The 22,541-nt window shown below is 65.0% G+C and carries 21 protein-coding genes and 1 pseudogene; 9 read left to right on the forward strand and 13 right to left on the reverse strand.

Annotation, left to right across the window (positions count from 1 at the left end):
* Positions 1-49: 49 nt before the first annotated feature.
* From gyrB to dnaA, 3 genes are all read right to left on the reverse strand, one after another.
* The gene (gene gyrB, locus AC3WOS_RS22910; RefSeq protein ID WP_492718861.1) at positions 50-2,548 is read right to left on the reverse strand and encodes a DNA topoisomerase (ATP-hydrolyzing) subunit B; all 2,499 of its coding nucleotides are present in this window, start codon (positions 2,546-2,548) and stop codon (positions 50-52) included.
* Positions 2,549-2,635: 87 nt separating this feature from the next.
* Positions 2,636-3,742: a DNA polymerase III subunit beta gene (gene dnaN / locus AC3WOS_RS22915; RefSeq protein WP_492718863.1), complete on the reverse strand. Its 1,107-nt coding sequence runs from the start codon at positions 3,740-3,742 to the stop codon at positions 2,636-2,638.
* A 138-nt stretch (positions 3,743-3,880) separates the two neighbouring features.
* The gene (gene dnaA / locus AC3WOS_RS22920; protein ID WP_182151885.1) at positions 3,881-5,278 is read right to left on the reverse strand and encodes a chromosomal replication initiator protein DnaA; all 1,398 of its coding nucleotides are present in this window, start codon (positions 5,276-5,278) and stop codon (positions 3,881-3,883) included.
* A 423-nt stretch (positions 5,279-5,701) separates the two neighbouring features.
* Here dnaA and rpmH point away from each other — a divergent pair, with 423 nt between their 5' ends.
* The 5 genes and pseudogenes from rpmH to mnmE all read left to right on the forward strand — a co-directional run bounded on the left by rpmH (position 5,702) and on the right by mnmE (position 9,963).
* The gene (rpmH, locus tag AC3WOS_RS22925) at positions 5,702-5,836 is read left to right on the forward strand and encodes a 50S ribosomal protein L34 (RefSeq protein ID WP_010401996.1); all 135 of its coding nucleotides are present in this window, start codon (positions 5,702-5,704) and stop codon (positions 5,834-5,836) included.
* Positions 5,837-5,871: 35 nt separating this feature from the next.
* A pseudogene (rnpA, locus tag AC3WOS_RS22930) lies at positions 5,872-6,249 on the forward strand (ribonuclease P protein component); the annotation flags it as partial.
* A 140-nt stretch (positions 6,250-6,389) separates the two neighbouring features.
* Positions 6,390-6,656, forward strand: a complete 267-nt coding sequence (yidD, locus tag AC3WOS_RS22935; protein ID WP_492718865.1) for a membrane protein insertion efficiency factor YidD — start codon at positions 6,390-6,392, stop codon at positions 6,654-6,656.
* An 11-nt stretch (positions 6,657-6,667) separates the two neighbouring features.
* Entirely contained in the window at positions 6,668-8,356 is a 1,689-nt protein-coding gene (gene yidC / locus AC3WOS_RS22940; RefSeq protein ID WP_492718867.1) for a membrane protein insertase YidC, read from the forward strand.
* Between the two features lie 227 nt (positions 8,357-8,583).
* Positions 8,584-9,963, forward strand: a complete 1,380-nt coding sequence (gene mnmE, locus AC3WOS_RS22945) for a tRNA uridine-5-carboxymethylaminomethyl(34) synthesis GTPase MnmE (protein WP_492718869.1) — start codon at positions 8,584-8,586, stop codon at positions 9,961-9,963.
* Positions 9,964-9,999: 36 nt separating this feature from the next.
* Here the strand turns inward: mnmE and AC3WOS_RS22950 are convergent, their stop codons facing one another.
* Entirely contained in the window at positions 10,000-10,230 is a 231-nt protein-coding gene (locus AC3WOS_RS22950) for a hypothetical protein (protein WP_492718871.1), read from the reverse strand.
* Entirely contained in the window at positions 10,230-10,649 is a 420-nt protein-coding gene (locus AC3WOS_RS22955) for a hypothetical protein (RefSeq protein WP_492718873.1), read from the reverse strand. The genes AC3WOS_RS22950 and AC3WOS_RS22955 overlap by 1 nt, the downstream gene beginning before the upstream one ends.
* A gap of 396 nt (positions 10,650-11,045) precedes the next feature.
* Between AC3WOS_RS22955 and AC3WOS_RS22960 the strand changes: the two genes are divergently transcribed.
* The 3 genes from AC3WOS_RS22960 to AC3WOS_RS22970 all read left to right on the forward strand — a co-directional run bounded on the left by AC3WOS_RS22960 (position 11,046) and on the right by AC3WOS_RS22970 (position 14,572).
* Positions 11,046-12,368, forward strand: coding sequence for an ABC transporter substrate-binding protein (locus AC3WOS_RS22960; protein WP_492718875.1), 1,323 nt, complete (start codon positions 11,046-11,048; stop codon positions 12,366-12,368).
* Positions 12,369-12,389: 21 nt separating this feature from the next.
* A complete protein-coding gene (locus AC3WOS_RS22965; RefSeq protein ID WP_492718876.1) occupies positions 12,390-14,117 on the forward strand; it encodes a sensor domain-containing diguanylate cyclase in 1,728 nt (575 codons plus the stop codon).
* A gap of 254 nt (positions 14,118-14,371) precedes the next feature.
* Positions 14,372-14,572, forward strand: a complete 201-nt coding sequence (locus AC3WOS_RS22970; protein ID WP_492718878.1) for a hypothetical protein — start codon at positions 14,372-14,374, stop codon at positions 14,570-14,572.
* A 67-nt stretch (positions 14,573-14,639) separates the two neighbouring features.
* Here the strand turns inward: AC3WOS_RS22970 and AC3WOS_RS22975 are convergent, their stop codons facing one another.
* Positions 14,640-15,248 carry an Hpt domain-containing protein gene (locus AC3WOS_RS22975; RefSeq protein WP_492718880.1) on the reverse strand — a complete coding sequence of 203 codons (609 nt, stop codon included), beginning with the start codon at positions 15,246-15,248 and terminating at the stop codon, positions 14,640-14,642.
* Between the two features lie 57 nt (positions 15,249-15,305).
* Entirely contained in the window at positions 15,306-16,253 is a 948-nt protein-coding gene (locus AC3WOS_RS22980) for a CAP domain-containing protein (RefSeq protein ID WP_492718881.1), read from the reverse strand.
* Between the two features lie 230 nt (positions 16,254-16,483).
* Here AC3WOS_RS22980 and pssA point away from each other — a divergent pair, with 230 nt between their 5' ends.
* Positions 16,484-17,239, forward strand: coding sequence for a CDP-diacylglycerol--serine O-phosphatidyltransferase (gene pssA, locus AC3WOS_RS22985; protein WP_492718893.1), 756 nt, complete (start codon positions 16,484-16,486; stop codon positions 17,237-17,239).
* A 57-nt stretch (positions 17,240-17,296) separates the two neighbouring features.
* Here the strand turns inward: pssA and AC3WOS_RS22990 are convergent, their stop codons facing one another.
* The 6 genes from AC3WOS_RS22990 to AC3WOS_RS23015 form a co-directional block, all read right to left on the reverse strand.
* Complete coding sequence (locus AC3WOS_RS22990; protein ID WP_492718883.1) at positions 17,297-18,223, reverse strand: aldo/keto reductase; 927 nt, start codon at positions 18,221-18,223, stop codon at positions 17,297-17,299.
* 187 nt (positions 18,224-18,410) lie between these two features.
* Complete coding sequence (locus AC3WOS_RS22995; protein WP_492718885.1) at positions 18,411-19,556, reverse strand: D-alanyl-D-alanine carboxypeptidase family protein; 1,146 nt, start codon at positions 19,554-19,556, stop codon at positions 18,411-18,413.
* Between the two features lie 75 nt (positions 19,557-19,631).
* Complete coding sequence (locus AC3WOS_RS23000; RefSeq protein WP_492718886.1) at positions 19,632-20,285, reverse strand: alpha/beta hydrolase; 654 nt, start codon at positions 20,283-20,285, stop codon at positions 19,632-19,634.
* A gap of 14 nt (positions 20,286-20,299) precedes the next feature.
* A complete protein-coding gene (locus AC3WOS_RS23005) occupies positions 20,300-20,617 on the reverse strand; it encodes a (2Fe-2S) ferredoxin domain-containing protein (protein WP_492718888.1) in 318 nt (105 codons plus the stop codon).
* A gap of 64 nt (positions 20,618-20,681) precedes the next feature.
* Entirely contained in the window at positions 20,682-21,887 is a 1,206-nt protein-coding gene (locus tag AC3WOS_RS23010; protein WP_492718889.1) for a VanZ family protein, read from the reverse strand.
* Positions 21,884-22,507 (reverse strand): ABC-type transport auxiliary lipoprotein family protein, encoded by a 624-nt coding sequence (locus AC3WOS_RS23015; protein ID WP_492718891.1) that lies wholly within the window; start codon positions 22,505-22,507, stop codon positions 21,884-21,886. Before AC3WOS_RS23015 ends, AC3WOS_RS23010 begins: the two co-directional genes overlap by 4 nt.
* Positions 22,508-22,541: the final 34 nt, after the last annotated feature.

The raw sequence follows: 22,541 nt of genomic DNA on the forward strand, positions 1-22,541 counted from the left end.
AATAGATACTTCCCAAAATCTCAGGTTATGGTTCCCGCTACACTATCGATTAAACGTCAATATTCCCCGCCCGCAGCGCATTATTCTCAATAAACGCCCTACGCGGCTCCACATCATCCCCCATCAAGGTAGTGAAGATCTGATCCGCCGCAATCGCATCCTCAATCTGCACCTTCAGCAAGCGCCGCACGGTCGGGTCCATCGTGGTTTCCCACAGCTGATCCGGATTCATCTCGCCCAGACCCTTGTAGCGCTGCTTGGACACCACGCGCTCCGCCTCGTCGCGCAGCCACTGCATCGCGTGGTGGAAGTCCACCACGGCCGATTCCTTGGTGCGCTCGCCTTCGCCGCGGCTGACCACGGCGCCTTCGCCGATCAGGCCCGTGAACGTGGCGGCCGCGTTGGCCAGCACCTGGTAGTCGGCGCCCTGCACGAAGTCGGCGTCGATGGAGCTCACTTTGATATTACCGTGATGCATACGCTCGATCCACAGCATGTGCTTCTCCGACAGCTCGTCCGAGCGCACGGTCACCTTCACGCTGGTCTCGCCCACGTTGTCGGCCAGCGCGCGGGCCGACGCTTCGGCCTGTTCCAGCGTGTCCAGGTTCAGCACCACGCCCGTCATGATGGCGGTCAGCGCGGCGCGGTCGATCACGCGCGTCAGGCGGTTCATGATGACGTTGGCCAGGTTGAACTGGCGTACCAGTTCGGCCAGCGCTTCGCCCACGATCGGGTCGGCGCCTTCGCGCGGCACCAGCACGGCCGTGTTGAGCGCCACGTTCATCATGTAGGTCGCTTCTTCCGCGTCGTCCTTCAAATAGCGCTCGTCGCGGCCGGCCTTGACCTTGTACAGCGGCGGCTGGGCGATGTAGATGTGGCCCCGTTCCACCAGTTCCGGCATCTGGCGGTAGAACAGTGTCAGCAGCAGGGTGCGGATGTGGGCGCCGTCGACGTCCGCATCGGTCATGATGATGATGCGGTGGTAGCGCAGCTTTTCGATGTTGAATTCGTCCGGTCCGATCGAGGTGCCCAGCGTGGCGATCAGGGTGGTGATCTGCTCGGACGACAGCATCTTTTCGAAGCGGGCCTTTTCCACGTTCAGCACCTTGCCGCGCAGCGGCAGGATGGCCTGGAACTTGCGGTCGCGCCCTTGCTTGGCCGAGCCGCCTGCGGAGTCACCCTCGACCACGTACAGTTCGCACAGGGCCGGGTCTTTTTCCTGGCAGTCGGCCAGCTTGGCCGACAGGCCCAGGCCGTCCATCACGCCCTTGCGGCGGGTCAGGTCGCGGGCCTTGCGGGCCGCTTCGCGCGCGCGCGCCGCTTCCACGATCTTGCCGCAGATGATCTTGGCGTCGTTCGGCTTTTCCATCAGGTAGTCGGCCAGCGTCTTGGCCACGATCTCTTCGACCGGGCCGCGCACTTCGGACGACACCAGCTTGTCCTTGGTCTGCGACGAGAACTTCGGCTCCGGCACCTTGACCGACAGCACGCAGGTCAGGCCTTCGCGCATGTCGTCGCCGGAGATTTCGACCTTGGCCTTCTTGGCGAATTCCTGCTCGTCGATGTACTTGTTGATCACGCGCGTCATGGCGGCGCGCAGGCCCGTCAGGTGGGTGCCGCCGTCGCGCTGCGGGATGTTGTTGGTGAAGCACAGCACCTGTTCGTTGTAGGCGTCGTTCCACTGCATGGAGACGTCCACCGTGATGTTGGTGCCCTGGTCCGACAGGCGCTCGCCCGTGGCCTGGAACACGGTCGGGTGCAGCACGGTCTTGGCCTTGTTGATGTATTCCACAAAGCCGCGGGTGCCGCCTTCGAACGCGAAGATCTCTTCCTTGCCGGTGCGCTGGTCGGTCAGCTTGATGTTCACGCCGTTATTGAGGAACGACAGTTCGCGGATACGCTTGGCCAAAATCTCGTAGTGGAATTCGACGTGGGTGAAGATTTCCTCGTCGGCCCAGAAGTGCACGTCGGTGCCGCGCTTGTCGGTCTCGCCGATCACCTTGATGGGCGAGACGGCAAAGCCGTCCTTCTCGTCGATCTCGCGGTTCTGCGGCACGCCACGGACGAACTCCATGTAGTGCACCTTGCCGTCGCGGCGGATGGTGAGCTTGAGCAGCTTGGACAGCGCGTTCACGCACGATACGCCCACGCCGTGCAGGCCGCCCGACACTTTGTACGAGTTCTGGTCGAACTTGCCGCCGGCGTGCAGTTCGGTCATGACGATTTCGGCCGCGCTGCGTTTCGGGTCGTGCTTGTCGTCCATCTTCAGGCCTGTCGGCACGCCGCGGCCGTTGTCGGTGATGGAGATCGAGTTGTCCGAGTGGATGGTGACGTGGATTTCCGTGCAGTGGCCGGCCAGCGATTCGTCGATCGAGTTGTCCAGCACTTCGAACACCAGGTGGTGCAGGCCGGTGCCGTCCGAGGTGTCGCCGATGTACATGCCGGGCCGCTTGCGCACCGCTTCCAGACCTTCCAGGATCTGGATCGATGCGGCGCCGTATTCTTCGACTTTGACCGGGACTGCGTTCTCTTGGGTGCTATCGGACATGGACTGCTTTCTCAAATAACGAATTACTGGGAATTTCTAAAATGACGGCGCCGCGCCCGCACTGGCGGGAGCGGCGCGGGCGGACCATCAAATCCGCATTGGCATGACGACGTACTTGAAGTCGGCATTGTCCGGGATCGAGATCAGGGCCGACGAGTTGGAGTCGCCCAGCGCGATGTTGACGTAGTCGCACTTCAGGTTGTTGAGCACGTCGAGCAGATAGGTGACGTTGAAGCCGATGTCCACGCTGTCGCCGCCGTAGTCGATTTCCAGTTCTTCCACCGCCTCTTCCTGGTCGGCGTTGGTGGAGCTGATCTTCATGCTGCCGGGGGTGATGATGCAGCGCACGCCCTTGAACTTATCGCTGGTCATGATGGCGGCGCGCTGCAGGGAGCGCAGCAGCTCGTCGCGGCCGATGGTGAATTCGTTGTGGTAGCCCTTGGGGATCACGCGCGTGTAGTCGGGGAACTTGCCTTCCACCAGCTTGGAGATCAGCTCGATGTCGGCGAAGGTCAGCTTGACCTGGTTGGCGGCGATGTCGAGCTGCACCGGCTCGTCGTTCTCTTCCAGCAGGCGCTGCAGTTCGATGATGGTCTTGCGCGGGATGATCACTTCCTGGCGCTCGAAGCGCTGCTCCGTCTCCACCTGGCAGAACGCCAGGCGGTGGCCGTCGGTGGCCACTGCGATCACGTTGTTGCCGTCCAAAACCAGCAGCAGGCCGTTCAGGTAGTAGCGGATGTCCTGCTGGGCCATGGAGAAGTGCACCATGTTGAACAGGTGCTTGAGCGTCTTTTGCGGCAGGGTGACGGTGGCGTTGTAGCTCTCGGCCTGCTGCACGGTGGGGAATTCCTCGGCGGCCAGGGTCTGCAGCGCGAAGCGCGACTTGCCGGTCTGCACCGTCAGGCGCTTGTTTACCAGCGTCATGGTCACGTCGCCCGCTTCGGGCAGGGCGCGCAGGATGTCGAGCAGCTTGCGGGCCGCCACGGTGGTGCCGGTCACGTCGGCGCCGGAGCCGATGTCGGCGTGGGTCGTGATCTGCACTTCAGTGTCGGTCGACAGGAACGATACGCTTTCGCCTTCTTTGCGGATGAGGATATTGGCCAGAATCGGCATAGTGTGCCGACGCTCGACAATACCGCTCACGATCTGCAGTGGCCGGAGAAGGGTATCTCGGGTGGTTTTGACCAATTGCATATTTATCCTCAATAGTAAGTTTTAACGATACTCTTTTAACAACGGATGCCTGGTGGACTTCCTGTCAGGCCGCCCGGGCGATTTGCCAAATCATAAAGGCAAACCGGCATCCAGGCCAGCCCCTGCCGTTGGACCTGATTAGCCCTTCAGCGTCTGCTCTAAAACATGCAGTTCGTGGTTGCATTCCGGGTTCTTGGTGCGGTCCAGCGCGATCTTGCGTACCGCATGCAGCACGGTGGTGTGGTCGCGTCCGCCGAACAGCTCGCCGATCTCGGGCAGGCTCTTTTGCGTCAGTTCCTTGGCCAGGTACATGGCGATCTGGCGCGGCCGCGCGATGTTGGCCGGCCGGCGCTTGGAGTACATGTCCGCCACCTTGATGTTGAAGAAGTCGGCCACCGTCTTCTGGATGTTCTCCACCGAGATCTGGCGGTTCTGCACCGACAGCAAATCCTTCAGCGCTTCCTTGACGATGTCGATCGTGATGTCCTTGCCGTGGAAGCGTGAGTACGCCAGGATCTTGCGCAGCGCGCCTTCCAGTTCGCGCACGTTCGAGCGCAGGTGCTTGGCCACGAAGAAGGCCACGTCGTCCGAGAAGGTCACGCCTTCCTGCTTGGCTTTTTTCAGCAGGATGGCGACCCGCATTTCCAGTTCCGGCGGTTCGATGGCCACCGTCAGGCCGGAGTCGAAGCGCGAGATCAGGCGGTCGTCCATGCCTGTGATCTCTTTTGGATAGGTGTCGCTGGTGATGATGATCTGTTTTTTCGCCGCGATCAGGGCCTCGAACGCGTAGAAGAACTCTTCCTGCGTGCGGCTCTTCCCGCCGAAGAACTGGATATCGTCGATCAGCAGCATGTCGAGCGAGTGGTAGTAATGCTTGAAGTCGTCGAAGCCCTTGCGCTGGTAAGCCGTCACCACGTCGCGCACGTACTGCTCGGCGTGGATGTAGCGGATCTTGGCGCCCGGCTGGTCGGCCATCACCTGGTTGCCGATGGCGTGGATCAGGTGGGTCTTGCCGAGGCCCACGCCGCCGTAGAAGAACAGCGGGTTGTACGACACGCCCGGATTGTTGGCCACCTGTATCGCGGCGGCACGCGCCAGCTGGTTGGCCTTACCGGTCACGAAGCTGTCGAAGGTCAGGTCGGTGTTGATGCGGCTTTGCTCGCGGCGCGGCGCGGCGCTGGCCGGCAGCTCGGGCACGCTGGGCACCGGGTCGGCCATGCGGGCGTTGCCGCTGGGGACGCCGCCGTTGGCGTCCGGCACCGGCGCCACGGTGGCCGCCTTCTTGGGCGCGGACAGGCGCGGATCGAGCACGAACTGCACTTCCGTCGGCGCTTCCCAGTACTGGCAGGCCAGCGCCGTGATGCGGCTGGCGAACTGGGTCTTGACCCAATCGAGCTTGAAGCGATTGGGCGCGGCCACGCGCAGCTTGCCCGCCTCGTAATCGAGGGGGATAAGCGGTTTTATCCACGCGCTGAATTGTTGCGGCGTCAGCTCCAGTTCCAACTGCGCGGAACAGGTCTGCCAGAAATTTTCCATGAATCGTCTACTGTGAAAAGGTGTGGGAGGGCGTATCGATACTGCCCCGGCGCCGCGTCCCGCAACGGGCCGCATACGTTGGGGCTCGCCACACGTAACGCGCTATTCTACTCTCGCCGGCCAAAGTTATCCACAGGCACGACGCTTATTTTCTTGCTGCGGCGCGGCGGCCGGCGTCCGCCGGGGCCAGAGAAGTGTTGACACGCGGGATCGAAATGCTGATAATTCAGGGTTCCCCGCCCGTATTCCGTGTTTATTCACTTGAACGACAATATGGAGTAAGCGTGGATATCAGCGGGCGATGAGATGGACCCAGCTTGTGCCGTGGCAGTTGGCATAGGTGCGCGAAATGTCATTGGCACCAAAAACTGACGGGACGTCAGACCCGATTTTGCATTTTTTTTGCTTTTTAGCGAGACCAACATGAAACGTACTTACCAACCTTCCGTCGTTCGCCGCAAGCGTACGCACGGCTTCCGCGCTCGTATGGCTACCCGTGGTGGCCGTGATGTGCTCAACGCACGCCGCGCAAAAGGCCGCAAGCGTCTGGCTGTATAAGCCAAAGCTTGTTAGCTGATCGCGTGGAAAGCTGTATTTCAAGCGGCTCGACAGGCGAAGGTTCCCACGACTTCGCGCGCGTTCGGCGTATCGTTAAAACGGATGAATTTTCATCCGTTTTTCGTTTGCGCCCCTCGCAAAAAACGGCGCACTTCGTGCTGTACACCCGCCTGAACCAACTGCCGCATGCGCGGCTGGGCGTCGTTGTGGCCAAGCGTTTCGCCCCGCGCGCCGTCACGCGCAACACGATCAAGCGCGTCACGCGCGAACTGTTCCGCCAGACCGGCCTGCCGGCCATCGACTGTGTCGTGCGCCTGGCCAAGCCGGTCAACAGCAAGGACGGTCCCGCCACCACTGCAAAGCTGAAAGCGGCCTTGCGGGTGGAATTGGCGCGCCTGTTCGCCGCGCAGGCCAGGCTGGCGCACGCTGCGCCGGCCGCGCCGGTGCCGCAGGCGCAGTTGGATCTGCCATCGGACGTGCAACCGGCCTTGCAGCCGGACGTGCCGTCCGGCGCGGAGCCGAAGCTGGCGCCGGCCATGGAGCCAAAAGCGCCATGAGCACCTTGCTGCGCTGGCTGGTCCGGGCCTATCAGCTGACCATCAGCCCCATGCTGGGGCCGCGCTGCCGTTTTTATCCCAGCTGTTCGAACTACGCGCTGGAGGCGCTGCAGGTGCATGGCGCCGCGCGCGGCAGCCTGCTTACCGTCAAGCGCCTGTGCCGCTGCCACCCGTGGCATGCGGGCGGCGCCGATCCGGTCCCGCCCAAGGGCGACGGACCGGCCAATTCTTCAACGACCGCTTGCGGTTGCAACCACTCCTGATAAATACCCTAATGGATATCAATAAACGTACCATCCTGTGGATCGTGTTTGCCGTGTCGCTGGTAGTTCTCTGGAACAACTGGATGGTCTCGACAGGCAAACCATCCATGTTCGCTCCCGCGCCGGCCCAGGTGGCCAAGGCCACGGACGCGAAGAAATCCGACCTGCCGGCCGTGGCCAGCGCCGCCGCTTCGGCCGCCGCTGCCGCCACGCCGGGCGAGCCGGGCGCACCCGCGCCGTTCAAGAGTGAGCGCATCACCGTCACGACGGACGTGATCCGCGCCGACATCGACACCCTGGGCGGTACCATCAAACGCCTGGAACTGCTGCAGTTCAAGGACGGCATCGATCCGACCAAGAACCAGGTGCTGTTCGACGCCGACGCCACCCACACCTATCTGGCCGAAACGGGCCTGATCGGCGCGGCCGGCCTGCCCAACCACACCACCGGTTTCGTGGCCCGCCCCGGCGCGCGCATGCTGAACGACGCCAACCAGGTGCAACTGGTGCTGGAAGCGGAGCAGGGCGGCGTCAAGCTGACCAAGACCTTCACCTTCAAGCGCGGCGACTACGTGATCGACGTGCGTCACGACGTCACCAACACCGGCGCGGCGCCCGTCAAGCCCGAGCTGTATCTGCAGCTGGTCCACGACGGCAACAAGCCGGCCGGCGATTCCTACTTCAACAGCAGCTACACCGGCCCCACCCTGTACACGGACGCCGACAAGTACAAGAAGCTGAAGTTCGAGTCGCTGGAGAAGGAAGCCCAGGAAGCGGTCAAGACCGGCAAGCCGATGGTGCAGGATCACCCGACCAAGGCCGACAACGGCTGGGTCGCCATCTCGCAGCACTTCTTCGTCTCGGCCTTCGTCCCGCAGGACAAGCTGACGCGCGACATCTTCACCAAGAAGGTCGACACCAACCTGTACGCCATCGGCACCGTGCAGCCGCTGGGCACGCTGGCGCCTGGCGCCACCGTGTCGAACGACGCCAAGCTCTATTCCGGTCCGCAGGAATCGAAGCTGCTCGATAAAGTGGCACCTGGCCTGGAACTGGTCAAGGACTATGGCTGGCTGACCATCATCGCCAAGCCTATTTTCTGGGTCATGGAACAGCTGCACAAGGTGCTCGGTAACTGGGGCTGGACCATCATCGTGTTCACCATCCTGATCAAGCTGGCGTTCTTCCCGCTGTCGGCGGCCGGTTATCGCAGCATGGCCAAGGTCAAGCTGGTCACGCCGAAGATGCAGGCCATCCGCGAGCGCTACAAGAACGACCCGGCCAAGATGAACCAGGCCACCATGGAACTGTACAAGGCCGAGAAGATCAACCCGCTGGGCGGCTGCCTGCCTATCCTGGTGCAGATGCCCGTGTTTATCGCCCTGTACTGGGTGCTGCAGGCGTCGGTGGAAATCCGCGGCGCGCCGTGGATCGGCTGGATCCACAACCTGGCCGCGCCGGACCCGTTCTACATCCTGCCCGTGCTGTACGCGATCTCGATGTACATCACCACCAAGCTCAATCCGGCGCCTGCCGATCCGATGCAGGCCAAGATGATGCTGTTCATGCCGCTGGCGTTCTCGGTCATGTTCTTCTTCTTCCCGTCCGGCCTGGTGCTGTACTGGGTGGTGAACAACGTGCTGTCGATCGGTCAGCAGTACGTGATCTCCAAGAAGTTCGCGCCCGCCGCCGCCAATTAACCGGCGGCGGCCGCAGGAAGTAAAACAGGGGACGTAACACAGCAAAACCGTGTTACGTCCCCGTTTTTTTAGAAATGGGGTACGTCCCCATTTTTTGAAGGGGTAAAGAAAAAGGGGTACGTCCCCATTTTCAACGTCCCCCTTTTTCCCCATTATTAGAAATGGGGTACGTCCCCATTTTTTTGTTGGCGCTTGCGCCGCTCTCATACGCCTTACAATTTCCCGCCATGAACCTCGACTCTTCCCCCATCGCCGCCATCGCCACCGCTCCGGGCCGCGGTGGCATCGGCGTCGTGCGCGCTTCCGGCAAGAACTTGCAGCCGCTGATCGCTGCCCTGTTCGGCGCCACGGCGCTGCAGCCGCGCCATGCGACCTACATTCCGTTCAGGCAGGCCGACGGCACCATCATCGACCAGGGTATCGCCATCTGGTTCAAGGGGCCCCATTCCTACACCGGGGAAGACGTGCTGGAACTGCAGGGCCACGGCGGCCCCATCGTGCTGCAGCTGCTGCTGGCGCGCGTGCTGGGGGCGGGCGCGGAGCTGGGCTTGCGGCTGGCCGAACCCGGCGAATTCACGCGCCGCGCCTACCTCAATGACAAGCTGGACCTGGCCCAGGCCGAAGCCGTGGCCGACCTGATCGACGCGTCCACCGAGGCCGCCGCCAAGTCGGCTTCGCAGTCGCTGTCGGGCACTTTCTCCAAGACCGTCAACGCGCTGGTGGACCGGGTGACGGGCTTGCGCATGCTGGTAGAGGCTACCCTCGATTTTCCCGAGGAAGAAATCGATTTCCTGGAAAAGTCGGACGCGCGCGGCCAGCTGGCCGGCATCGTCGATGCGCTGGACCTGGTGTTCCGCCAGGCGGCGCAAGGGGCGCTGCTGCGCGAAGGACTGAACGTGGTGCTGGTGGGCCAGCCCAACGTGGGCAAGTCGTCGCTGCTCAATGCGCTGGCCGGTTCGGACGTGGCCATCGTCACGCCGATCGCCGGCACCACTCGCGACAAGGTGAGCGAAACCATCCAGATCGAAGGCATCCCCCTCAACATCATCGACACGGCCGGCATCCGCAGCACGGACGAGGCGGTGGACCTGGTGGAGCGCATCGGCATCGAGCGTACCTGGGCGGAAGTGGGCAAGGCCGACGTGATCCTGCATTTGCTGGACGCGGACCACGGCCCCTCGCGCGCGGACGAGGCCATCGTGGCCGCCTTCCCGGCCGGGGTGCCGGTGCTGCGGGTGTGGAACAAGATCGACCTGTCGGGCCACAAGCCGGGCATCGATGCGCGCGACGACGCCACCCACGTCTACCTGTCGGCCCACGAACATTTGGGCATCGAGCTGCTGCGGGCCGAGTTGCTGCGCATCGCCGGCTGGCAGCAGACGGGCGAGTCGCTTTACCTGGCGCGCGAGCGGCATTTGATCGCTTTGAAGAATGCTGGCGCCCACCTGGCACGCGCCGGCGAACACGCGGCCCAGAACGACCAGTCGCTGGACCTGTTTGCGGAGGAATTGCGGCTGGCCCAGACGCAGCTGTCGAGCATCACGGGCGCGTTTTCGTCGGACGATTTGCTGGGCGTGATCTTCAGCCGCTTCTGTATTGGCAAATAGTGTTGCGAGCGGCATCATGCCGCCGGGCTATGGTGCCTAAGCAGTTTGCTGTCGGGTCAGCTCACGTACTTTTTCGTTGATGATGTATGCACGCTCTTCAGCGGACGCCTGCTTTTTCAGCACAACTTCAATCTTATGACCTTTTGCATCTGAAAGAGTATAGATGTCGATGGCATCTGATGCCTTGAAAATGCGCCTGATCAGTATGCGCATGAGAACCATCAGCGGCGCAAGCGCAGCCACAATCATTAGCGTTTGCAGATCCATCACACTCGCTCCTTACGCTCGTTCAGCCCGAAAGCTATGAGATACAGTATAACGCCGATCCAAAACTTCTGATCGATTTGCCCTCCTATCCAACCTTGGGGCCACTTGCCTCCTATGCTCAAGAACACGGTGGCAGGCCAAAGCAGCGTGCCGGCAAACAGGGTCATCATGCCTATTTGCCGTACCGTTTCATCCTTTCTATTTACGAGCAGCATGTCTGCCGGAATGGTGAGTCCGGATTTCTGGGGAACCGCCTTGGGCGCGAGTACCGGTATGACCAGGCCAAGTGATGTCGCCGCCAGGCTGGACGGGAAAAAGTCGTTGACCTCGGGGTTGTGCATGATCGTTCGCATGAAATATTCAGCGAGCCACATGGGAACGGGCAGCAAATAGACCCAGATGCGATACCAGATGTTCATGAAACCTCGGCAATTTTAGCGAAGGGGCACGCGCAGGTAGTGGAATGAGGTTGCTTCCGCTGCAGTTCAACGGTGGCAACTCCACTTGTGGAACTGCGTACTTGGGCATGTCTCGTAAGGTAGCAAGTGCGACGATTGCCCGGTTTGCGCCCGCATAAACCCCGTCACCCAGCGTCCGCCGCCCGGCAACTTGTGTCTTCTTGAAATTTCAATTTTGCAATACGTTGTTTCTTGGCATTTTTTGATAGCATGGCAACTCGCACACTTCCGGCTTTGTAGTAACCTCAACAGCATGGGGTGTGTCTGGGTGGAAATTAATATAACCTGATCGAAATGACATTGCCGCGCCGGACGGGTTGGCCGTTGCCGGCAGTTTGCAGGACTGGGGTTGCCGGGATGAGGGAACGATCGACACCATCGCGCTGGACGGGGCTGCTCGCCCCGCTGCTCGTGCTCGCTCCGCTGCTGCTGGCCCTGGCCGGCTGCGGCGACGACAAACGGGTGGCGCCGGCCGCGCCACCGGCCGAGCGTGCGCCGGCCACCACCATCACGGCCCTGGTGTGGGCCCCCGACTGGCCCAAGGAAATGCACGACGTGGCGGCCGCCTTCAGCCGCGAACATCCCGACATCCGGGTCGACGTGCAGTTCATGATCGGCAATTCGGTCGAGGAAAACCTCAAGCCCAAGGTGGCGGCCAACCAGTTGCCCGACCTGGTCTCCGTCAACCCGAATGCCTACGCGGCCAGCCTGGCCGAGCAGGGCATCCTGGCCGAGGTGGGCCGCACGGCGGCCTGGAACAATATGCTGGACTTGCTCAAGCCCGACTGGACCAGTGCCAGCGGCAAGCATTTCGGCGTGGCCGGCGGCGTGGCCGCCACCCTCATCTACTACAACAAGACCATGTTCCGCCAGGCCGGCATCAAGGCCCTGCCGCAGAATTTCGACGAATTCCTGGCCGTGTGCGCCCAGCTGAAAAAGGCCGGCTACACGCCGCTGGTGCTGGACGGCGGCTTTCCCAACATGCTGGGCAACGGCCCCTTCAGCCACGGCTTCGCCAACCTGGTGGCGGCCGGCCGCCCGGACTGGCGCCAGGCGCTGGCGGCCGGCACCCTGGACCTTGATACGGCGCAGGCGGCCGACATCTTCGCCCGCATCAAGCTGCTGGCCGCGCGCGGCTACGTGCAGCCGGACTACCTGGACACCGGTTACGACGAGGGCATCCGCCTGTTCGCGGCCGGGCGCGCGGCCATGGCGTTCGAGGGCACATGGGCGGCCGGCCGGCTGATGGTGGGCAAGCGCGACGAGGTGGGCGTCTTCATCCCGCCCTGGAACGCCGCGGGCAAGCTGGCTGTGCCCGTGGTCGGCAGCGAGACCGGTTTTGCCGTCTGCAATACGCGCCAGCGCGAGGCGGCGCTGCAGCTGCTCGACTTTTTGGTCGGCAAGGGCTTCGCCATCCAGCAGAACGCGCGCCGCAATATCCCGCCCATGAAGCAGCTGCCGGGCGCCATGGTCACCGATCCCCAGATCACGGCCTACATCCGTCAGGTCAGCGCCTATCCGCAAGTGGTGCCGCCCTATTATGTGTTCCTGCCCGCCTCCACCATCGAGCTGCTCCATCCGCTGCTGCAGGACGTCCTGGCCGGCAAGACGGCGCCGCGCGCGGCGGCCCGCCTGCTGGACCGTTCGCTGCGCGACGAGGCGCGCAGCGCCGTGCGCTGACGCCGCCGTCGGGAACGCCGCATGAGCCGCCTGCTTGCCCAATATCTGCCCGCGCTGCTGCGCCGGATCGCCATCCGCCACCGGCTGTTCGCTTCCTTCATCTTCATTTCGCTGTCGCCGCTGCTGGTGTCCGGTTACATCTCCTATGTCGAGTCGAGCAAGGCCATCGAACAAAAGACCCGCTTGTTTACCACCGAGGTGGTCAAGCAGATCGCCAAGAACGTCCAGCTGCGCATGGCCGAAATCGAGTCGGGCAGCGAGGCGTTGGCGCTGTCGGACCCGGTGCAGTCGGCGCTGGCCCGCTACGCCGACGGCAGCCCGGAGGACAAGGGCCGGGCCCGCGCCGACCTGACCAAGATCCTGCTCGACAGCTATGGCTCGTTCCAGGATTTCGGCCAGAAGTATTTCCTCGACCGTGACAACCGCGTACTCGACCCGCAAGTGTTCGCCCAGCTGGGGCGCGGCGTGGTGGAATTCAGCGCCGCCGCGCGCGCCGGCCAGCGCCGCGTGGTGTGGGGCACGCTGGAACTGTGGGACGGCCAGAAGAGCATCGCCATGGTGCGCCAGATCTATTCCAAGAACGATAACCGGCTGGCCGGCGGCCTGTTCCTCGGGATCCGGGCCGCCCGCTTTTCCAGCATCTTCGACAATGCCAACCTGGGCGCCGGCAGCGAGATCTTCATCGTCGACGCGCACGACGGCACGCTGTTGGCGCAGCGCCGCGAGCGCGCCACCGGGGTGACGGCCGCGCCGGCCCTGCTCGAACAGCTGGGCGCCAGCGTGCGCAGCGGCGCGCAGACCGGCTTCCTGGCCTACCACCAGACGGTGGCCGAAGGCTTGCCGCCGGCCGGCTATTTCGCCGCCTACACCCAGGTGCCCGGCACCAGCTGGTTCGTGGTCAGCACCCTGCCCAACCAGCTGCTGCTGGCCGAGGCCCAGGCCGTGCGCAAGGAGATCGTGCTGATCGGCCTGTTCTGCTTCTTTGGCGCCCTGGTGCTGGCCTATGCCGTGGCGCGCAGCATCTCGATGCCGCTGGAACGGCTGGCCGCCGCCATGCGCGCCACCCGCACCGGCGATTACGCCCAGCGCGTGGTGTACGAAGGCCGCGACGAACTGGCCCTGCTGTCGCAAAAATTCAACGAGATGGCGGCCAACATCAACGAGACGCGCGAGCAGCTCGAGAGCCGGGTGGCCGAGCGCACGCGCGACCTGGAGCAGGCCAACCTCAAGCTGTCGGCCCTGACCATGACGGACCCGCTGACGGGCATCGCCAACCGGCGCCGCTTCGACGACATGCTGGCCACGGAACTGAACCGGGCCGCCCGCTGCGGCCATCCGCTGGCGCTGCTGATGATCGACGTCGACTACTTCAAGAGCTACAACGACCACTACGGCCATCAGGAGGGCGACAGCTGCCTGCGCATGGTGGCCACGCTGTTGCAGGCGCACGCGCGCCGCGCCAGCGACCTGGCGGCCCGCTACGGCGGCGAGGAATTCGTCGTACTGGCGGCCGAGACCGATGCCGAGGCGGCGCTGGCGCTGGCCGAGTCGGTGCGGTTGGCGCTGGAGGCGCTGCACCTGCCGCACGTGCAGTCGCCGTTCGGCTGGGTCAGCATCAGCGTGGGGGTGGCGGTCCAGGTGCCGGACGAGCTGCAGACCCCGGAACTGTTCCTGCGCATGGCCGACAAGGCCATGTACCGGGCCAAGGAATCGGGCCGCAACCAGGTGGTGCTGGCCGGGCGCAAATGACGCCGGGGCTATCGTGGCCGCCATTTCCATTAAAAAATTTTTTCGCGCTGGAATCTTTCGCCGCGGCCCCCTTTGTGCAGAGGTAGCGCACTGTGCAATTCGTCCGATTTTTGCCGATCCGGCGGACTTGGCGGTGGCGTCGAAACTGTTATGATAGGCCACAGCGCGGCACCATTTGAGCAGTATCATGCCCGCCAACTTCCGCTGACGTAATCTGCTGATAGACCTGCGTATTGCCTGGAAAGGAGGGAGCCTTGGAACCGAAACAAGACAGCGTGCCGGATGACGGGGCCGACCGTCCGCCACCCACCCTGACACCGGCCGCCCGGGCGCGCCAGCTGTTGCCGCCCAAGGGCGCCTGCTGGTATTGCGACAAGCCGCTCGACAGCGTGCGCCGCTTCTGCGGCAAGGAATGCGCCGACGCCTTCGACGAGGAAAAGGAATATACGCGCTGAGCCGTGCGGCCGCCGTCCGGCAGCCAGCTACGGCAGTCCGCTTCGGCAGCGCCGCTACGGCAGCCCGCTACGGCAGCGCCGCCAGCGCCGCCAGCGCCGCTTCGAAGTCGAACTGGTGGGCCGCGGCCGCCACCTGCTGGTAGCGCGCCACCCCCAGCCTGGCCGCCAGCGGCGAGGCTGACTGTTCCAGCAAGTCGATGGCCGCGCCATCTCCCACATCGAGCAGGCCGGCCAGCCGCGCCAGCAGCTCGTTGTCGGCCGGCGCCGCCGGCTCCAGCACCGGCGCCAGTGCCGGCTGGTCGCCCAGCACGCCATCGATGGCGGCCAGCAGGGCGCGCAGGGCATCCTCCAGCAGCATCACCGTTTCCGCGCACGCCGCCGCCGGCAGATGGCAGGCCGGTTCCAGCGCCGTGGCCAGCTGGCAGACGGTGGGCGCGCCTATCATGCCGGCCGCGCCCTTGACCGTGTGGACCCGGCACTGCAGGGTGGACAACCTGTTGTCGGCCAGGGCCAGCCGCAACTGGCGCCCCAGCGGGCGGTAATCGTCGCGGAAACGCTGCAGCAGCTGCTGATACAGCGCGCGGTCGCCCATCACCCGCTCCAGTCCATCGGTCACGGACAGGACGGCGGGATTGCCGGTGGTGGGCGATAATCCGGCAGCGGTGGAGAGGGGCATGGCTGCGCCAGTGCGAGGTGTAAGGTTCAAGATGGCAGCGCCGGCGCGCGTTGGCCGTCAGCGCGTCGTGAACGACCAGTTGCGCGACAGCGGCACGCCGTCCACGGCGCCGCTGAACGCGACGTCGTAGGTGGTGGTGTGCTGCAGCACCGACAGCGGTACGATGGCCGCGGCCGAGACGGGCGTTTCGGGATCGGTCGCGTTGCTCAGCAGGCGCACCGTCAGCGGCGCGCCGCCGCGCGGGCGCACGGTGAACGATTGCACCGTCATGTGCGAGATGATGTCGGCATGCATGCTGATCGGGTAGCCCACTTCGTTCTGGTTGGGGACCGGGTCCGGCGTCTCGTTATCGCTCAGGAAGTTGGTGGGCACCTGGGTCTGGCCGTTGACGGGATAGCCGGCCGCCCGCCCGCCACCGAGCCCGCTGCCATAGCCGTTGTTGGCTGCCATGTCGCAAGTGAAGTAGGAGTAGTTGCCGCTGCCGAAGGCGGCGCCCGTGCCCATTTCCTTGAACACCGGTTCGAACATCACGAAGCGGTGGTAGATGGCCGTCACCAGTTCCTCGGCCAGGGCCACGCCGGACGTGCTGGCCGTGGCGGAAATGATCTCGCCGTAGGCATACGGCTTGACCAGCACATAGCCGGCGTTGGCCAGCCGGTCGGCCAGGGTGGCGCCGGTAAAGCCGGGCAGGCCCGGCGTCTGCACGTGGGTGACGGTATTGTTGATGCGCTGGTAGTCGGCATGGCCCTGGGCCGCCTGTTCCAGCATGCTGTTACGGGTCAGCACCGACACCCCCAGCTGGGCGCGGCGGAAATTGATCCAGTTGAAGCCGTCGAGCGCGGCGTTGCCGGTGAACGCGGGCGCGCCCGGTTCCGCGGGCAGGGAGCTGGTGGCCGGCGGGCTGACGCTGGCACTGCTGCCGCCGCCCCCCCCGCCGCAGGCCGCCAGTGCCACGGCCAGGCTGAGTGCCGCGAGAGTGAGATGCCAACGTGGACGGCTTTGCATGGAAGGCTCCTGTATCGTTATCGTGGCCGCTACCGGGGATCAGCCTGTTGATGGGTCGATTCTAAGGCAACTCGGGCCGCACCGCACCCGATATGCGCAATGGCGTGCGCGGCCTGCATGCCGGGCGGTGGCCGGGCAGGTTAAAATAGCCCGCCGCCATCGGGGCGGCCAGCCACTTTTTCTTTTACCGGAATGCGCCTGATTTGACTTCATTCTCTCAACGCCCGCGCCTGCAGCGCGCAAAGTTCGCCTTGCCCAGTTTCGTCACGCTGCTGTCGATCGCCTGCGGCTTCGGCAGCATCGTCATTTCCGTCGACAACGCCTTCATCGGCAACGCTCACGACTACCGCCTGGCCGCCGTGCTGCTGGTGCTGGCCGGCGTGTTCGACGCGCTCGACGGCATGGTGGCGCGCGCCACCGGCACCAGTTCCGATTTCGGCATGCAGCTCGATTCCATCGCCGACGTGATGAACTTCGGCTGCGCGCCGGCCATCCTGTTGTACTGCTACGGTTTCGTGCAGCTCGGTGCGCACCAGCCCACCTTGCTGCGCCTGGGCGGCATGGCCAGCTTCTTCTTCGTCGCCTGCGGCGCCCTGCGGCTGGCCCGCTTCAACGTCAACGTGGGGCGCACCGACCCCCGCTATTTCGTCGGCATCCCGATCACGGCCGGCGCGGCGTGCGTGGCGTCGGTGGTGGTGGCCTGGCCCGATCCGCCGGCCGGCCCGTTGCAGGCCGTGTGGCTGGCGCTGCTGCTGTTCGGCGTGGGTGGCTTGATGGTATCGACCGTGCGCTTCCCCAGCACCAAGCAGAAAATGAGCGTCGCCGCCCTGTTGCTGCTGCTGGCCAACTTGGGCCTGCTGGCCTGGCTGCAGACGACCTTCTTCGTGCTGTTCTTCGCCGTCTACATCAGCGCCACGCTGGCCCTGAACCTGGGTTGGCGGCTGGGCTGGCGCGGCATCGCGCCGCCGGCCGTCTACCACGACTGAATGCAAAACCGGGGGTACCTCAAACTGCCCCCCCAATGTCCCCGGCGCCCTTAGGCGTCAGGCCACTTCGTGCCCGCGCGCGGCGCGCAGGATCTCGAACCACTGGCTGCGGCTGAGCTGGAAACTGGTGGCCCGCACGGCGTCGGCAATGGCTTCGATGCGGCCGCTGCCCGTCAGCGGCAACGGCCGCGACGGCAGCTGCATGAGCCACGCGAACACCACGCTGGCGAACGGTTGCTGCAACTCGTCGGCGATGCGCTGCACTACGATGCGCACGCGCTCGCCGGCCCCATCGCCGCCGCTGAACAGGCGGCCGCCGGCCAGCGGCGACCACACCATGGGCCGCACGCCCAGGTCCTGCATGCCGTCAAACGTTTCGTCGAACAGGGGCGCCACGTGCAGCGGCGAACATTCGACCTGGTTGGTGGCCAGCGGCACGCGCCGGTTCAGGCATTCGAACTGGTGGCGGCTGAAGTTGGATACGCCGAAGTGGCGCACCTTGCCCGCCAGCCGCAGCCGGCTGAAGGTGCCGGCGATCTCGTCGAAATCCATCAGCGGGTCGGGCCGGTGGATCAGCAGCAGGTCCAGGTAGTCCGTGCCCAGCGCCCGCAACGATTGCTCGACCGAGGCCGTGATGTGGGCTGCGCTGGTGTCGTAGTGCTGGATGGTGTGCCCGGGCCGGGCCGGCGCCACCAGCTTGATGCCGCACTTGCTCACCAGCTGCATGCGCGCCCGCAGCGACGGCTGCAGGGCCAGCGCTTCCCCGAACAGGGCTTCGACGCCGTAATTGCCGTAGATGTCGGCATGGTCGAAGCTGCTCACGCCCAGCGCCATGCACTGCTTGACCAGGGTCAGGCGCTGCTGCGGTGTCAGTTGCCAGGCATCCATGCGCCACATGCCGGCCACGATGCGCGACAGCGTGGGGCCGCCGTTGCTGGTGAGAATGGAAGGGCAGTGCAGGCCAGCGGGCGGGTGGTAGGTCATGGGCGGACTCTCAGGCGTTGGGATGGGTGGAGGTTGATTCCATTTTGCAAGTAGTATTGTTACACGACTACATGCGCCCGGTGGCACATTTCGCCCCCAGGCGACCTCGACCGTTGCAACGGCCCCATATGACAAAAGTCCGCCGAAGCGGACTTTTGTTTGAGCTGCGTGCCTTGCGCGGTGCCGCTTATTTCAGCCACAGGCGCATGGAATCCCAGGCGCGGCCGAAGATGGAGGCCTGCTCCACTGGCTCCAGCGCCACCACGGGCAGTTCCAGCAGGGGCTTGCCGTCGACCATCATCTTGAGCGAGCCGACGCGGCTGTTTTCAGCCAGCGGGGCCACCAGCGGGTCCTTGCGCTCGAGCAGCGGCTTCATCTTGCCGGCCACGCCCTTGGGCACGGTCACCAGCACATCGTTCTGGAAGCCGATCTTGACGCTGCCCTTGGAACCTTTCCAGATTTCCGGGGTGGCGATGGCCTGGCCCTTGGAGTACAGCTTGACCGTGTCGAAGTTCTGGAAGCCCCAGTTGAGCAGCTTCTGGCTTTCCTGGGTGCGGGCGCTGTCGGAGCTGGTGCCCAGCACTACCGAGATCAGGCGCCGTTCGGCCGCGCCGTTGGGGCGGTGGGCCGAGGCGATCATGCAGAAGCCGGCCGCTTCCGTGTGGCCCGTCTTCATGCCGTCCACGGTCGGGTCCAGCCACAGCAGGCGGTTGCGGTTGGGCTGGGTGATCTTGTTGTAGGTAAAGCTCTTGACGGAATCGATCTTGTAGAACTCGGGGTAGTCCAGGATCACGCGCTTGGCCAGCACCGACAAGTCCTGCGCCGTCGAGTAGTTGTCCGGGCTGGGCAGGCCATGGGGATTGGCGAAGTGGGTCGAGGTCAGGCCCATGCGCTGCGCTTCGCGGTTCATCAGCACCACGAAGGCGGACTCGTCGCCGGCCACGGCTTCGGCCAGGGCCACGGCCGCGTCGTTGCCGGACTGCACCATCAAGCCATACAGCAGGTCGTTGACCTTGACCGGGGTGGCCGGGTCGATGAACATTTTCGAGCTGCTCGAATCGACCTTCCACGCGTGGGTGGAGACGTTGATCATCTGGTTCAGGTCCAGCTTCTTGTCCTTGATGGCGGCGAAGGTCAGGTAGGCCGTCATGATCTTGGTCAGCGAGGCCGGCTCGATGCGGGCGTTGGGGTCTTGCGAGGCGATGATCTGGCCGCTGGTGGCGTCCAGCAGCAGCCAGGACTTGGCTGCGATGGTGGGTGGCGGCAGCGTCTGCGCGACGGCGGCCGACATCATCAACACACTGGTAGCCAGTGCCGCGATAAGTTTTTTCATGGATGCGTATTCGGTGTTTAAAGTTGGGGGCGGGCGGCGTGGCCGCCCGGAAAAAACAGTGCCCATTATAGGGCTTCAGGCCGCCGTTGCGCGGTCCTGTTCCTGCTGTGTGCGCCACAGCTGGCTGACCCAGCCCTTGATGTGCTGCAGCTTGCGGTGGAAGAAATGGTCGGCGCCGGGAATGACGATCACGGGCAGGTCCTGGGGCCGGGCCCAGTCGAACACGTCCTTCAGGGGAATGGTTTCGTCCAGCTCGCCGTGGATGACGATGCTGTCGGCCGGCACCTGTTCCACCTGCCATTTGCCGGCCGCCGTGCCGATCAGCACCAGGCGCTCGGCCGGGGTGCCGGCCGCCGCCAGCCGCTGCGCCAGCCGGGCCTGCACGAAGGTGCCGAAGGAAAAGCCGGACAGGGCCACCGGCAGGCCGGGATAGCGCTGCTGCATGTAGGCCAGCAGCGCGGCCATGTCGTCCGTCTCGCCCAGGCCATGGTCGTGTTCGCCTTCCGAGGCGCCCACGCCGCGGAAGTTGATGCGGGCCGCCACGTAACCGAGACCGACGAAGGTGCGGGCCAGGGTCTGGGCCACCTTGTTGTCCATGGTGCCGCCGTACAGCGGGTGCGGATGGGCCACCAGGGCGATGCCGCGCGGGGCTTGCTTGGGAAAGTCGAGCAAGCCTTCCATCTGGCCAGCGCCGCCTTGCAGTGTGAATTGTTCAGAGTTCTTGTTCATACGGATCAGGGAGTTCAGATTTTCAGGCGTTCCACCACTTTGCCGCCCACCAGGTGGCTGTCGACGATTTCATCGATGTCGCTGGTGTCGACGTAGGTGTACCAGGTGCCTTCGGGATAGACCACCAGCACGGGGCCTTCGTCGCAGCGGTCCAGGCAGCCGGCCTGGTTGATGCGGACCTGGCCCTGGCCGTTGATGTCCAGTTCCTTGCAGCGTTTCTTAGCGTGCTTTTGGGCCGCCACGGCGTTGTGGTCGCTGCAGCAGGGGCGGCCATCGTCGCGCTGGTTCACGCAAAAGAAAACGTGGTGCTTGTAATAGAGGGTGTCGCTCATGGCAGTCTCGAGTTGGTTGACAGCCGCTATGATACCCGCGATCCCGGCCCCATGCGCCGGCCCGTTATGTCCGCTGCTGGCCATGGGCGGGCAGCCACAGGTACCAGACGGTGAAGAAAGGCCACAGCAGCGACAGGAACTGGGCCGCGCCGTTGAAGTTGAGGAACTTGCCCTGGACCCAGGTCTGCAGCGTGGCCACGAAATACGGGTTGGCCGGCGTGGTGTTGACGATGAGCAGGCTCAGCAGCAAGGTCAGGGCCGCCAGCCGGCGCTGGGCCGCGTGCGGCGCAAAGGCCAGGCCGGCCAGCATGATGGCGCCGATCAAAAAGCCCCCTTCGGCGCCGGGCGTGACCCAGACGAAGGCGTTCTCGGGCGAAAACAGCAGGGCCGTGGCCAGCGCCTTGACGACGATGGCCGCGCCCACCAGGGCCACCACCAGCGCGGCGCGCGGCGCCGGCCGGCGCAGCAGGCACAGCAGCGTGAGGGCCGCACCCACCATGCCGCAGGCCGTGATGATGGTTTCCGACAGCCAGTACTGTTCCACCGTCAGCGTGGCCACCGGACGCACCCAGGCGCCCAGGTCGATCTCCGCGTCCAGCAGCTCGGACAGCCATTCGGACAGGATGGGCAGCAGCTGGCCGTGGCCGAACAAAAAGCTTTGCGGGTAGATCTGCGCCAGCGGCCACAGGGCCAGCAGCACCAGGCCCTGGCTGGCCTGGGGCGCGAACCAGCGCCGGCGCAGCTGGTACAACTGGCTCTGGTCGAGCAGGCGGCGCACCGTCAGCACGCCGATCAGGGCGCCCAGGCAGCAGCCGGCCGCGTTGGTGTAGAAGTCCAGGTTGGACGACACCCGGCTGGGCAGGTAGGTCTGCACGGCTTCCATCAGGCCCGACAGCAGCACGCCGCCGGCGCTGGCCAGCAGCCAGGCGGCCAGCCGCGTCACGCGCGGGTAGAGCGCGTACACGATCAGCGTGCCCAGCGGGACATAGCCCACCACGTTGGTGACGGCGTCGAACTTGGTCCAGTAGCGCGGCAGCTCGACCTGTTCCAGGAAGATCAGCGGCGACAGTCCATGGTTCTGCCAGCCCGAGAACGGATACCAGCTGGCGTACACGATCAGCAGCACGTAGGCCAGCAGCGCGGCGCGCGCCAGCGGCGAGCCGCGGCCGTGCGCGTGCGCGGGGGCATGCTCACGCGCAGGCTCATGCAAGGGCGCTGGCGCGGGCGGCTGCGCCGGATCGCCTGCCGGCGGGGTGTCCGGGTCCGTCATTGCGGCGGCAGCGTGGCCAGCCAGGCCAGCAGGTCGGCGGCCAGGGCATCGCTGGCGTCGGCCAGGGCGCGGGCGCCGCCGGCCGCGTCGGCGCTGGGCGCAGGGCTGCTGCGGCGGAAGGTGCGCTGGTCCACCAGCCGGTGGTTGCGGAACAGCGAGGCGCGCACGGCGAGGTCGCCGCTGCTGAGCGTGGCGCTGCTGAAGTTCTGGGCAAAGTCATCGAGTTCGAGGCGCAGCATGGGCGCGCCGCTGCCCACGTCGGTCGACGTCAGCACCTTGACGCCGGCCTGCGCCAGCCGCGCCTTGATGCGCTGGGTCAGCAGCTGGGGCGGGGTGCTGGTCCACTGGTTGTAGGCGTAGGGGCGGGCCTGGCGCGCGTCCGCGTACAGCAGGCGGTATTGCATGCGCTCCGAGTCGAGCGCCGGCGGACCGTCGACGTCGGCCACGATCAGGGCCGGCAGCGGCGCTGCGGCGCCGGCGCTGGCGGGCGGCGCCGGCATCTGCATCTGTAGCAAGGGGCCGAAATCGTACAGGGCGGTGGTGTTGCGGCTGCCGCTGCCGGCGCACGCGCTCAGCAGCAGGGCGGCCGCCAGGGCGGCCAGGCGGGGTAGGTGGGTCATCGCGGGGCTCCTCATTTGGCCGGTGCGGCAAAGC

Source organism: Rugamonas sp. FW305-51, from assembly GCF_058786935.1.

What these genes read in the sequence shown, in the direction of transcription:
- rpmH (WP_010401996.1), top strand. Translation starts at nt 5,702, where the DNA reads ATGAAACGTACTTACCAACCTTCCGTCGTTCGCCGCAAGCGTACGCAC.
- dnaA (WP_182151885.1), bottom strand. Translation starts at nt 5,278, where the DNA reads ATGGAAAATTTCTGGCAGACCTGTTCCGCGCAGTTGGAACTGGAGCTG.
- yidD (WP_492718865.1), top strand. Translation starts at nt 6,390, where the DNA reads ATGAGCACCTTGCTGCGCTGGCTGGTCCGGGCCTATCAGCTGACCATC.
- AC3WOS_RS23005 (WP_492718888.1), bottom strand. Translation starts at nt 20,617, where the DNA reads ATGAGCGACACCCTCTATTACAAGCACCACGTTTTCTTTTGCGTGAAC.
- AC3WOS_RS22975 (WP_492718880.1), bottom strand. Translation starts at nt 15,248, where the DNA reads ATGCCCCTCTCCACCGCTGCCGGATTATCGCCCACCACCGGCAATCCC.
- AC3WOS_RS22995 (WP_492718885.1), bottom strand. Translation starts at nt 19,556, where the DNA reads ATGAAAAAACTTATCGCGGCACTGGCTACCAGTGTGTTGATGATGTCG.
- AC3WOS_RS22980 (WP_492718881.1), bottom strand. Translation starts at nt 16,253, where the DNA reads ATGCAAAGCCGTCCACGTTGGCATCTCACTCTCGCGGCACTCAGCCTG.
- mnmE (WP_492718869.1), top strand. Translation starts at nt 8,584, where the DNA reads ATGAACCTCGACTCTTCCCCCATCGCCGCCATCGCCACCGCTCCGGGC.
- AC3WOS_RS22990 (WP_492718883.1), bottom strand. Translation starts at nt 18,223, where the DNA reads ATGACCTACCACCCGCCCGCTGGCCTGCACTGCCCTTCCATTCTCACC.
- AC3WOS_RS23000 (WP_492718886.1), bottom strand. Translation starts at nt 20,285, where the DNA reads ATGAACAAGAACTCTGAACAATTCACACTGCAAGGCGGCGCTGGCCAG.
- yidC (WP_492718867.1), top strand. Translation starts at nt 6,668, where the DNA reads ATGGATATCAATAAACGTACCATCCTGTGGATCGTGTTTGCCGTGTCG.
- AC3WOS_RS22950 (WP_492718871.1), bottom strand. Translation starts at nt 10,230, where the DNA reads ATGGATCTGCAAACGCTAATGATTGTGGCTGCGCTTGCGCCGCTGATG.
- AC3WOS_RS22960 (WP_492718875.1), top strand. Translation starts at nt 11,046, where the DNA reads ATGAGGGAACGATCGACACCATCGCGCTGGACGGGGCTGCTCGCCCCG.
- AC3WOS_RS22965 (WP_492718876.1), top strand. Translation starts at nt 12,390, where the DNA reads ATGAGCCGCCTGCTTGCCCAATATCTGCCCGCGCTGCTGCGCCGGATC.
- AC3WOS_RS23010 (WP_492718889.1), bottom strand. Translation starts at nt 21,887, where the DNA reads ATGACGGACCCGGACACCCCGCCGGCAGGCGATCCGGCGCAGCCGCCC.
- dnaN (WP_492718863.1), bottom strand. Translation starts at nt 3,742, where the DNA reads ATGCAATTGGTCAAAACCACCCGAGATACCCTTCTCCGGCCACTGCAG.
- AC3WOS_RS22955 (WP_492718873.1), bottom strand. Translation starts at nt 10,649, where the DNA reads ATGAACATCTGGTATCGCATCTGGGTCTATTTGCTGCCCGTTCCCATG.
- gyrB (WP_492718861.1), bottom strand. Translation starts at nt 2,548, where the DNA reads ATGTCCGATAGCACCCAAGAGAACGCAGTCCCGGTCAAAGTCGAAGAA.
- AC3WOS_RS23015 (WP_492718891.1), bottom strand. Translation starts at nt 22,507, where the DNA reads ATGACCCACCTACCCCGCCTGGCCGCCCTGGCGGCCGCCCTGCTGCTG.